This window comes from Kosakonia sacchari SP1 (genome assembly GCF_000300455.3).
Classification (GTDB): domain Bacteria; phylum Pseudomonadota; class Gammaproteobacteria; order Enterobacterales; family Enterobacteriaceae; genus Kosakonia; species Kosakonia sacchari.
The window spans coordinates 2,812,183-2,823,989 of record NZ_CP007215.2; the positions used below are offsets into that span (position 1 = coordinate 2,812,183).

The following is an 11,807-nucleotide window of genomic DNA, read 5'->3' on the forward strand; positions in this document are numbered from 1 at the left end:
ATTGCGTTAATGATTAATAAAATTTTTGCACTTCCGGTAGTCGAACAAATTACCCCTACTCTCTCCCTGCGCAAAATGGACGAGCTGGACGTTATCGTCGTCGACCATCCGCAGGTTAAAGGTTCATTCGCCTTACAGGGCGCACATCTGCTTTCCTGGAAACCGCAGGGTGAAGAAGACGTTCTGTGGCTAAGCGGCAACACACCGTTTAAAGATGGCGTCGCGCTGCGCGGCGGCGTGCCGGTTTGCTGGCCGTGGTTCGGCCCGGCAAAACAACAAGGCCTGCCAGCGCATGGTTTTGCGCGCAATCTGCCGTGGGTGCTGAAAGCACATAACGAAGACGCCAGCGGCGTCGTGCTGACATTTGAACTACAGAGCAGCGATGCATCGCGCAAATTCTGGCCACACGACTTTACGGTGTATGCCCGTTACAAACTGGGCGCGACCTGCGAAATGGAGCTCGAAGCCCACGGTGAGTTTGAAACCACCTCGGCGCTGCACACCTATTTCAACGTCGGTGATATTGCAGCCGTAAAAGTGAGTGGTCTCGGCGATCGCTTTATCGACAAAGTGAACGATGCGAAAGAAGATGTGCTGACTGATGGTGTGCAGACGTTCCCGGATCGCACCGACCGCGTCTATCTGAATGCCGAAGCCTGCAGCCTGATCCACGATAGCGCCCTTAACCGTACCATTGAAGTCATCCACAGCCATAACGCAAATGTCGTGGCGTGGAACCCCGGCCCGGCGCTCTCCGTCAGCATGGCTGACATGCCGGATGACGGTTACAAAACGTTTGTCTGTGTGGAATCGGTTAACGCGACCGTGCCGCAGAAAACCACTGAAGAGAAACCGTCCCGCCTGGCGCAGACCATCCGCGTCGTTAAACGCTGATCCTGCCGACCCTCTCCTGACAGGAGAGGGTTATTATTTCTGTTACACCACGTCGAGTGGCGTTTTACGACCCGGAGCCGGGAAAGCGTTGTCCAGCCGCGCTAATTCGTCGCTGCTTAACGTGATATTCAATGCCGCCGCATTTTCCTGCACATGCGCCACGCTGGACGCTTTGGGAATGGCGATCACGCCCTGATGGCTAATCACCCAAGCCAGTAAAATTTGCGCAGCGCTGACACCATGTGCTGCGGCAATCTCGTGCACCGTGCTGTTTTGCAGCAAACCATCGCGCAGGCGGCCAGCCTGAGCCAGCGGACAATAGGCCATCACCGGCATTGCCTGTTGCTGGCACCACGGCAGCAGATCATATTCAATGCCGCGAGAACCAAGATGATACAGCACCTGATTTGTCGCACAGGCGTCTCCGCCGCGCACGCGCATCAGCTCCTGCATATCGCTGTAATCCAGGTTTGAAACACCCCAGCGGCGTATTTTGCCCTGTGCGATCAGCGTCTCCATTACCTCGACGGTTTCAGCGAGGGAGTAGTTCCCGCGCCAGTGCAGCAGATAGAGATCGAGAACCTCTGTTTTCAGGCGACGCAGGCTGGCTTCGCAAGCAGCGATTGCCTTCTTGCCGCCGGCATTCCACGGATAAACTTTGGAAACCAGGAACACCTTGTCACGTAAACCGCCCTGTAAGGCTTCGCCGACCACCTCTTCCGCTCCGCCGTCGGCATACATTTCCGCCGTATCAATCAACGTTAATCCCAGTTCGATACCCGCACGCAGAGCATCCACTTCTTTCTGGCGCAGCCGCGCGTTTTCCCCCATGTACCAGGTGCCCTGGCCAATGGCGGGCTGCGAAACCTGGCCTGCAAAAACCACTTTTTTGTCTGCCATCTTCTCCTCCTGCTAAACGTTTCACCGTAAAGCAAAACAGGGCCAATGGCCCTGCTTTATTGCACAGATCGCGCTATTCAACTGCACAATCAGAAGCGGTACGTCACCCCGGTGGACAACAGCCCGCCCCAGGATTTGTCCACCATCGGGCTGTCTTTGATCTCATCCGACAGATGGGTGTAACGGCCCGAGCCGTACACGGTCCAGCTGTCCGTCAGACGGTAGCTGACCGTGAGCTCAAGGTACGGGCTCCAGCCATTATCCGGATCGTAGCTTTTCAGCCCGCTGCGACGCGCTTCATCGCGCGACACACCGTAGTAGTATTGGTTCAGGTTATCGCTGGCCCACTCAACACCAATGCCCGGCGTGACGCTCAGCGCACCGTTGTTGTAGTTGTACAACCAGCCGATGTCCCACAGAACGCCGTTGCTGTTATCCAGCACATCGCCCGCCAGCGTGGTGCGCAGGAAACCGTACTCGGTATTGTGGATGTAGGAAAGCCCCGCCATCATCGTCGCTTTACGGCGATCCAACTGACGCAACTGGTTATTATCACTGTCTTTTGGTTTGAACTCCCATGGGAAGTAAAACGCGGTGATGGAGAGTTTATCCGCCTGGTCATTCCACAGGTAATAACCGCCGCCTAAGCCGCGAAACCAGAAATTATCACTCTCATAGGTGATAACAGGAACCGGCAGGACACGTTTATCATACTGTTTATACGGGGATTCAACGACGCCCACGCCAGCGCCCAGTGAAAAGGTATTTTCTGCATTTGCTGCAAAAGCGCAGGACGCGGTCAGCACGCCCAGTGCCACGAGTTTGATTTTGGTCACAGTCCTTTCTTTCCTGTAGTCAAATAATTGGCGCAAGAAGTTTAACCGCCCGCGCCAGCCTACCCAAATTTTTTTACCTAAACATTACAAAAAATCGCAAATTATGTATGCCGATTGCCCTGCCGCAACGAGTGCGGAAAAATGCTTTCGCGCCCCGTTCATCAAGCCTCTTCAACCCTTTCTGGTAATAAATGACACGCTGTACATACCGTTACACGGCAGTGCTCATCATCCGTCATAAGGCTGGTATATAGTGTCGCGGAAACAGAGATCAAATTTGTCTGTTACGTCAAAAAACAACATATTTTAAACAAATGAATATCAAGTAGTTTTAATTTTATAATGAAAATCAAAAATACTTTCTGCCTACATTTTTTGATGGCGATTCTCGCCGTCCTGTTCCTTTGCGTTCATCCGCTGGTGACCCGCTTTGATCCGCCGCTTAAATTCCAGCCGCTGATTAAAGCAATCGACGGCACGGCGAAAGAGCAGGCGGAAAAAATAGCCACTATTTCTCATGCCCTGCAGGGTAATGCGATTTTTTTCATTGGCGCATCGGAAGTCGCCACCTCAGAAGATGAACCTTACGCTGTATATAATTACCTTAATAATGATTTACATCGTAATGTAGTCGCATTTGGCGACAGTTTTGATGACAGCGTCACCCATTTTCTTCTGCTGTCTCGCTTTAAGAATGACCTTAACGCAAACAGTAAAGTCGTTTTGCTGCTGGCACCCGATAGTTTTTATTCAACCGGCGTGCCTCCTGCTATTTTTGCGAATAATTTTCCGGCGCCTATTTTTAATCCGTTAATGCAGGATGAACAAACACGCCCATTCCTCGTCAACTACTTACGCCATATCAATAAAAAAGAGACCAGCCATTTAACCTTTGAACAAATGAAAATTTCTGGCTGGGACCTGGACAATATCTGGCAAGAAGTCAGTTACGAATTTGCTAATTTCTGCACACTGATTAAAAACGACTGGCTGGCGATGCTGGATGTTGAAGCGTCGCCAGCACGCCCCTGGCCTGTGCAACCCGCCGTCGACATCACGCCGAACTGGGAACACGAACTGGCCCACGCCCGCGAGCTGAACGAGGCACGGCAGGAAAGCGCTGACACCTTGTGGATGGACAAAACGGTTTATCAACCCGGCGAAAAGCCAGAAGTCTGGGACGATTCGCCCGTTGAGCCGGAACAGTTGAAAGCGTTTCGCGCCATGATCACGTTGCTCAAAGAGCGCCACGTTCAGGTGGTGGTGATTATCGATGCGATAAACCGCCGTGCGGTGCAGAACCCTGAACTGGTGCAACCTGCGGTAACGCAAACCACCGCCATTCTGAAAGAAAACCAGATCCCCTATTTTGATATGTACTCCATGCCCTATCAGGACGGCTGGAACTGGGATCGTCTGCATCCCACCGATCTGGCATGGGTACCGATGGACCGCTTTATTCTTGAGAGTTTTAAACGATGAAATACGCAATTCGCCTGTTTTTCCTTTATCTCTTACTGGCGGTCACCGTTATCGCGTGGTCCTCTGTTGATGAAAGCATGAATTTAAAAGTGCACTTTGAATATCAAAAGTTCTGAGGAATGAATGATGTACAGCTCCGGAACCTTTTTCTTTTTTCTCTTTTCTTCGGCGTTATTGTTTGCGCTGGTTAACCGCGTGCTGCGCTATCGGTTAACTTACTTATCCGCTTTTTCCGTGCTGGCGGCATTTGGCTGGGGATATATATTTCAGGGCGACTATATCGTCCCGGTTGCGGTTTTTATCAGCTTTTATATTCTCGTCACCTTAAAAGAGAAAGGCTGGTTAAAAACCTGGCAGGCGGTAAGTTTAACGTTAGTGCCTCTGTTTGCAGTGAAATTACATCTGAATAACCATTGGGGCATGATCGGCTTATCTTTTATGACCTTCCGCGCTATCGATGTATTGCTCTATCGCAATAAAAAAGATGGCAACAATGTTTTGCACTATTTCTGTTACCTGTTTATGCCGTTTATTATTCTGGCCGGCCCGATGTACCGCTGGCGGACATGGATAACGGATATAAATAAACCGCTGTTTACGCTCACGCGTGAGCAATTTCTCATCGCCGCAGAGCAAATTTTCACCGGTATCGTCCAGAAGTTTTTATTCGCCATGCTGATCGATAACCTGGTGATCCAGGAGTGGAGCCACCGTCCGTTTACATTCAGTGTTGGCGTGGTGATGTCGCTCGCCTACAGCGCCTATCTCTATTTTGATTTCGCCGGTTACAGCAATATGGCTATCGGTGCCGCTCGCCTGTTTGGCCTTAATGTTCCGGCAAACTTTAATATGCCGATTCTGGCGAAAAACCCGCAGGATTTCTGGCGTCGTTTCCACATCAGCCTTTCAGAGTGGCTGCGCGATGTGGTGTTCATGCCGATTTATATGAATTTAATGAAGCTCGACTTTTTCCGTCAGAACAAAACGCTGGCGCAGAATATCGGTATTTTCTGCACGCTGTTTTGTATGGGGGCATGGAACGGGCTCGAACGTCACTATGTGATTAGCGGCGCGCTGTTTGGCGCCATTTCTGTGGCGCACAACATGCTGCTGTGGTCAGCCAAACGTAGCCCGGCGCTGAATCGCTGGCTGCAATATCCCACGATCCTCTTTTTGGGACGCCTGTTAACGCTGGCAAGCGCTGCGGCATCTCTTTACATTTTTAGCGGAATGTCACCTCTATGAACCTACACTCTGACCTCCAGGCGCTGCAGGATTTCCTGCGTGCGGCATTACTCGATCCCGCCCGCCCGCATCAGTTAGCGATAAGCGGCAGCGATGAAGCACTTAACTGGCAACAGCTCTCTGGCGCGGTGACAGACTGGGCCGAACGCTATCAGCGCTGTCAGCCTTCGCTGGCGACGCCAGTGGTGTTGTACGGCCACCAGCAAGCGGAATTCGCCGTCGCCATCTACAGCTGCCTGCTGCATAACATCCCCTACATTCCGGTAGATTGCATCTATCCGCAGGAACGACTGAAAGAGATTTGCCATCTCGCCAGCGCACCGTATTACTACGACGTCGCGACACGGCAGTTTATGCCGACCGGTGAAATCGGCCAGCCGCTGGCAGAGCCGGATCTGGCCTATATCATGTTTACCTCTGGCAGCACGGGTAAACCGAAAGGCGTACAGATCGGCCGTGAAAGCGTGTGGCACTTTATGCAGTGGGTGCGTCAGGATTTTGCCTTGCCGGAAGTCCCGGTGCTGATGAACCACGCGGTGTTCAGCTTTGACCTTTCCCTGATTCCCTTGCTGGCAAACCTGGCGACCGGCGGCCATATCGTGCTGAACGCCAAAGAGGATATCGCCGCGGAAAACTGGCTTGACCGTCTGAAAAGTAACGCGGTCTCAGTGTGGGTTTCCACCCCCTCTTTCGCTTACCAGAAGTTGCTCTCACCGCAATTCAACAGTGATTATTTACCCGCGCTTAGCGTGTTTGTATTTATCGGCGAAGTGCTCAACAAAGCGCTGGTCAAACAGCTGCGTCGCCGCTTCCCGCAGGCCAAAATCCTCAACTCCTATGGCCCGACCGAAGCGACTATCGCCACCACCGTTGTCGAAATCACCGACGAAATCCTCGCCAGCGAAAACGATCTGCTGCCGGTTGGCACCATGATGCCAGAGAGCAGAATGGAGATTGCCGCCGACGGTGAACTGATTATTTGGGGCAAAAACGTAATGCGCGGATACCTCGGCCTGCCGCAAGAGAACGCGGCAAAACTGTTGCACCGCGAAGGCGAAGCCTGGCGCGGCTACAAAACCGGTGATCTGGGCTACGAAGATGGGCTTATTTACTGCCAGGGCCGCAACGACAGCCAGATTAAGCTCAACGGTTACCGCATCGAAATTAACGAGATTGAAAACCGCCTGCTGGCGATGTCCGGCATTCGTGAAGCGGTGGTATTACCGCTAATGAAAGCGGGCGGCGGCGTGCTGCGTATCGCGGCGTTCTGCGTCACCAATCTGGCACCGGACGCGATTAAACATTCACTTTCACAGGTGGTGCCGCCATACATGGTGCCGTCGCAAATCATTATCCAGGAGGCTTTGCCGCTGAACCCTAACGGCAAAATCGACCGTAAACTGCTGGACACCCATGCCCGCAGCAACTGAGTAGACAGGAAAAATCATGGAACAAGAAATTCTCGCGCTGTTTGAAAAGATTTTATCCCGCAAAGTGGGCTTTCACGACGAGCTGATTGAGTCCGATATTCTCGACTCCATCCTCGCCGTTGATATGGTGCTGGAAGTGCAGGACGTTTACGGCTGCATGATCCCGCCAACGGAAGTCGCCAGCGTGCTGAAAACCCCTGCGGACCTCGCGCAATACATTGAAGAGCACCGCGGCTAACATGTCGTTTTGCGGTGTCGGGCGTTATCTCCTGGCACCGCTTCTTTCGTTTTGCTGGCGACAACCGCCATGGAAATCTTGCCTGTCATCATCCTTTAACACAGTTCGCGTACTTCTGTTGTCGGTTATCGTTCTGCTCCGATGAAGTGACCATGACGGCGTCACTTTTTCTATACTTGCGATCCCGCACATCCTGTAAAAATTTACCAACATTCGCCCGATGTAAAATGTTGGCATTTTCCAGCGCAGAAACCCCATATCAAATATAAAAAATCTGTATAAATTCCATCCAATAGATATTTAATCCAAATACAGGCCGAAAAAAGCCCCTCTGCCATCAGAATCTTCTTCAGTGATAACTTGATCAAAGCTGGATACACGCTCATAACAAATAGGACGGAGCATAATTTTTATCCCGTTGGTTTGCGACGCTAAAAGTGGAAAAACTGATAGCTGTACTGTTCCCACAGATTACGAAAGGACGGCATGCCATGAATATATTCGATCACTATCGCCAGCGTTATGAAGCTGCCAAGGACGAAGAGTTCACTCTGCAGGAGTTTCTTGCCATCTGTAAGCAAGATCGCAGCGCCTATGCGAATGCTGCTGAAAGGCTGCTGATGGCCATAGGGGAACCTGTGATGGTAGACACTGCCCAGGAGCCACGGCTTTCCCGTCTCTTTTCGAACCGGGTTATCGGACGCTACCCCGCGTTCGAAGAATTTTATGGAATGGAAGAGGCGATTGAGCAAATCGTCTCATACCTCAAACACGCCGCGCAGGGTCTGGAAGAGAAGAAACAGATCCTCTATCTGCTCGGCCCGGTGGGCGGGGGTAAATCGTCCCTGGCCGAACGTCTGAAATCCTTAATGCAGCGGGTGCCAATTTACGTGCTGAGCGCCAACGGCGAACGTAGCCCGGTTAACGACCACCCGTTGTGCCTGTTTAATCCGCAGGAAGACGCGCAAATTCTTGAAAAAGAGTACAGCATCCCGCGCCGTTATCTCGGCACTATTATGTCGCCATGGGCCGCCAAACGCCTGCACGAGTTTGGCGGAGATATCAGCAAATTCCGCGTGGTAAAAGTCTGGCCGTCGATTCTGGAACAGATTGCGATTGCCAAAACGGAACCAGGCGATGAGAACAACCAGGACATTTCGGCACTGGTTGGGAAGGTGGATATCCGTAAACTGGAAAACCACGCGCAAAACGATCCTGACGCCTACGGTTACTCCGGCGCACTGTGCCGCGCAAACCAGGGGATCATGGAATTCGTCGAAATGTTTAAAGCGCCGATCAAGGTGCTGCACCCCCTGCTGACCGCCACGCAGGAGGGCAACTACAACGGTACTGAAGGCATCTCCGCCCTGCCGTTTAACGGCATCATCCTCGCCCACTCGAACGAATCCGAATGGGTGCAGTTCCGTAACAACAAAAACAACGAGGCGTTCCTTGACCGTGTTTACATCGTCAAAGTGCCTTATTGCTTGCGCATCTCGGAAGAGATGAAAATTTACGAAAAACTGCTCAACCACAGTGAGCTCTCCCATGCGCCGTGTGCGCCGGGAACGCTCGAAACGCTGGCCCGCTTCTCGATTCTTTCGCGTCTGAAAGAACCGGAAAATTCCAGCATCTACTCGAAAATGCGCGTCTACGACGGTGAAAGTCTGAAAGACACCGATCCGAAAGCGAAGTCCTATCAGGAATACCGCGACTACGCCGGTGTCGATGAGGGGATGAACGGCCTGTCGACACGTTTTGCCTTTAAGATCCTCTCGCGCGTGTTCAACTTCGACCATGTTGAAGTGGCAGCCAACCCGGTTCACTTGTTCTACGTACTGGAACAACAAATTGAACGTGAGCAGTTCCCGCAGGAGCTGGCCGAACGTTACCTGGAATTCCTGAAAGGCTATCTGATCCCGAAATACGCCGAGTTTATCGGCAAAGAGATCCAGACCGCTTACCTCGAATCCTATTCCGAATATGGGCAGAACATCTTCGATCGTTATGTCACCTATGCGGATTTCTGGATCCAGGATCAGGAGTACCGCGACCCGGATACCGGCCAGTTGTTTGACCGTGAATCCCTGAACGCGGAACTGGAAAAAATTGAAAAACCGGCTGGGATCAGCAACCCGAAAGATTTCCGTAATGAGATCGTTAATTTCGTGCTGCGCGCCCGCGCTAATAACAACGGACGCAACCCGAACTGGACCAGCTACGAAAAACTGCGCACGGTAATCGAGAAAAAAATGTTCTCGAACACCGAAGAGCTGTTGCCGGTGATTTCGTTCAACGCCAAAACCTCTACCGACGAGCAGAAAAAGCACGACGATTTTGTCGACCGTATGATGGAGAAAGGCTACACCCGCAAGCAGGTTCGCCTGTTGTGCGAATGGTATCTGCGTGTACGTAAATCATCATAACAACGCGCAGGCCGCGCTCTGCGCGCGGCCTGTTGCAACGTTGGCATACGCAGCGGGAGGGAACTATGACCTGGTTCATTGACCGGCGTTTGAACGGTAAAAATAAAAGCACGGTTAACCGCCAGCGATTTTTACGCCGTTATAAAGCGCAAATAAAGCAGTCGATCTCCGAAGCGATCAACAAGCGTTCGGTAACCGACGTAGAGAATGGCGAATCCGTCTCCATCCCGACGGAAGATATCAGCGAACCGATGTTCCATCAGGGGCGTGGCGGCTTGCGCCACCGCGTACATCCGGGAAACGATCATTTTGTGCAAAATGACCGCATCGAGCGCCCACAAGGCGGCGGTGGCGGTGGTGGCGGCCAGGGCGAAGCCAGCCCTGACGGTGAAGGCCAGGATGAGTTTGTTTTCCAGATCTCCAAAGATGAGTACCTCGATTTGCTGTTTGAGGATCTGGCACTGCCGAACCTGAAAAAGAACCAGCAACGGCAGCTTAATGAGTTCAAAACGCACCGCGCGGGCTACACCGCCAACGGCGTACCGGCGAATATCAGCGTCGTACGTTCGTTGCAAAACTCGTTGGCGCGCCGCACAGCCATGACGGCGGGAAAACGTCGTGAGCTGCGCGAACTGGAAAGCAGCCTCGAAACGGTCGCAAAAAGCGAACCTGCGCAATTACTTGAAGAGGAGCGTCTGCGTAAAGAGATTGCGGAACTGCGGGCAAAAATTGAGCGCGTGCCGTTTATCGACACCTTTGACTTACGCTACAAAAATTACGAAAAACGGCCGGAACCCTCCAGCCAGGCGGTGATGTTCTGCCTGATGGACGTTTCGGGTTCTATGGATCAAGCGACCAAAGATATGGCCAAGCGTTTTTATATTCTGCTCTATCTGTTCCTGAGCCGAACCTATAAGAATGTCGAAGTGGTCTATATCCGCCATCATACGCAGGCGAAAGAGGTGGACGAACATGAGTTCTTCTACTCACAAGAAACGGGCGGCACCATCGTTTCCAGCGCGCTGAAACTGATGGATGAAGTGGTTAAAGATCGTTACGACCCGGCGCAGTGGAATATCTACGCTGCGCAGGCGTCGGACGGCGATAACTGGGCGGACGATTCACCGCTGTGTCACGAAATCCTGGCGAAGAAAATTTTGCCAGTGGTGCGTTACTACAGCTATATCGAAATCACCCGCCGGGCGCACCAGACGTTATGGCGCGAATATGAACACCTGCAAACGATGTTCGATAATTTCGCCATTCAACATATTCGCGATCAGGAGGACATCTACCCGGTATTCCGCGAACTGTTCCATAAACAGACGACATCTACCAGTTAAACCTCCGCAGCCGGGAACCCTTTCCGGCTGCGTCTCTTCATTGCGCATCTGGGTAAAAAAACGCATTTTGCCGGGCTAATGGATGAATTGCCGTACAAAATAGCGGCTATTTACCCTCTTGCCCGCGCGTAAATGTGGCACAGTAGTCTCATCGAAACATTTGTGGCACGGCGGGCGTGGATAACGTTTGCGTCGGTGCTGTTGCGCTCAGTTCATCCTGATGAACGCATTGAGCCTGGTAGCGTATGGCTACCTTTTGAAAAGAAACTAACAGTACACACAAAAAGCGTTGTTTGTAGTGCTTGTATTTTTTCGCCGCCTCTTTAAGGCGGCTTTTTTATTTTCATCTCCCGGTGCGTGAATTATTCTTAATCTTCAACGTTTTCATCGGGAGTGAACATGTCTGAAATTGCCAGCCGTAACGTCCACCAGCATTTGATAAACCTGCTTGAACAGCACGACGCGCGCTTTCGCGTTGTTGAACACGAGGCCGTCGGCAAATGCGAGGCCGTCAGTGAAATTCGCGGTACCGCGCTGGGTCAGGGCGCGAAAGCACTGCTGTGTAAGATCAAAGGTAACGGAGTGAAGAAGCATGTGCTGGCGATCCTGGCCGCCGACTTACAGGCCGACCTTTCACGCTTAGCGCAGCACTTTGGTGGCAGTAAAGCCTCGCTGGCAAGCCCGGCGGAAGTGGATGAATTGACGGCGTGCGTGTTTGGCGCCATTCCCCCGTTCAGCTTTCACCCGGATCTGCACCTGGTTGCCGACCCGGTACTGTTTCAGCGCTTTGATGACATCGCCTTTAACGCCGGATTACTGGAGAAATCGGTGATCATGAATACTGGCGACTACCTGCGCATCGCCCAGCCGGAACTGGTGGATTTTCGCCGCGAATAACGCGCTTGTCCGGCTTACCAGCCGCTTCTTTCCAGAATCAACACGGAAATCACCAGCCCGGCGGCCAGCGTAAGGAACAGCGCGGTGATAATCAACACATCTGAAGGCATGATGGT

General features: G+C 52.2%; 10 protein-coding genes. 8 read left to right on the plus strand and 2 right to left on the minus strand.

What is annotated here, in order from left to right; genetic code table 11:
• Nucleotides 1-9: 9 nt before the first annotated feature.
• Nucleotides 10-894: a D-hexose-6-phosphate mutarotase gene (locus C813_RS36220; protein WP_017456512.1), complete on the plus strand. Its 885-nt coding sequence runs from the start codon at nucleotides 10-12 to the stop codon at nucleotides 892-894.
• A gap of 42 nt (nucleotides 895-936) precedes the next feature.
• Here the strand turns inward: C813_RS36220 and C813_RS36225 are convergent, their stop codons facing one another.
• Both C813_RS36225 and C813_RS36230 read right to left on the minus strand, forming a co-directional pair.
• Nucleotides 937-1,794, minus strand: a complete 858-nt coding sequence (locus tag C813_RS36225; protein ID WP_017456511.1) for an aldo/keto reductase — start codon at nucleotides 1,792-1,794, stop codon at nucleotides 937-939.
• 89 nt (nucleotides 1,795-1,883) lie between these two features.
• Nucleotides 1,884-2,630 (minus strand): MipA/OmpV family protein, encoded by a 747-nt coding sequence (locus tag C813_RS36230; RefSeq protein ID WP_017456510.1) that lies wholly within the window; start codon nucleotides 2,628-2,630, stop codon nucleotides 1,884-1,886.
• Between the two features lie 342 nt (nucleotides 2,631-2,972).
• Between C813_RS36230 and C813_RS36235 the strand changes: the two genes are divergently transcribed.
• From C813_RS36235 to C813_RS36265, 7 genes are all read left to right on the plus strand, one after another.
• On the plus strand, nucleotides 2,973-4,112 hold the full coding sequence (locus C813_RS36235) for a D-alanyl-lipoteichoic acid biosynthesis protein DltD (protein ID WP_017456509.1): 1,140 nt from the start codon (nucleotides 2,973-2,975) through the stop codon (nucleotides 4,110-4,112).
• 126 nt (nucleotides 4,113-4,238) lie between these two features.
• Nucleotides 4,239-5,357 (plus strand): MBOAT family O-acyltransferase, encoded by a 1,119-nt coding sequence (locus tag C813_RS36240; protein WP_017456507.1) that lies wholly within the window; start codon nucleotides 4,239-4,241, stop codon nucleotides 5,355-5,357.
• The gene (locus C813_RS36245) at nucleotides 5,354-6,787 is read left to right on the plus strand and encodes an AMP-binding protein (protein ID WP_017456506.1); all 1,434 of its coding nucleotides are present in this window, start codon (nucleotides 5,354-5,356) and stop codon (nucleotides 6,785-6,787) included. The genes C813_RS36240 and C813_RS36245 overlap by 4 nt, the downstream gene beginning before the upstream one ends.
• A gap of 16 nt (nucleotides 6,788-6,803) precedes the next feature.
• Nucleotides 6,804-7,025: an acyl carrier protein gene (locus tag C813_RS36250; RefSeq protein ID WP_017456505.1), complete on the plus strand. Its 222-nt coding sequence runs from the start codon at nucleotides 6,804-6,806 to the stop codon at nucleotides 7,023-7,025.
• A 491-nt stretch (nucleotides 7,026-7,516) separates the two neighbouring features.
• Complete coding sequence (yeaG, locus tag C813_RS36255; protein WP_017456504.1) at nucleotides 7,517-9,451, plus strand: protein kinase YeaG; 1,935 nt, start codon at nucleotides 7,517-7,519, stop codon at nucleotides 9,449-9,451.
• 65 nt (nucleotides 9,452-9,516) lie between these two features.
• Nucleotides 9,517-10,794, plus strand: coding sequence for a YeaH/YhbH family protein (locus C813_RS36260; protein WP_017456503.1), 1,278 nt, complete (start codon nucleotides 9,517-9,519; stop codon nucleotides 10,792-10,794).
• Between the two features lie 399 nt (nucleotides 10,795-11,193).
• Nucleotides 11,194-11,691 (plus strand): YbaK/prolyl-tRNA synthetase associated domain-containing protein, encoded by a 498-nt coding sequence (locus tag C813_RS36265; protein WP_017456502.1) that lies wholly within the window; start codon nucleotides 11,194-11,196, stop codon nucleotides 11,689-11,691.
• Nucleotides 11,692-11,807 lie beyond the last annotated feature (116 nt).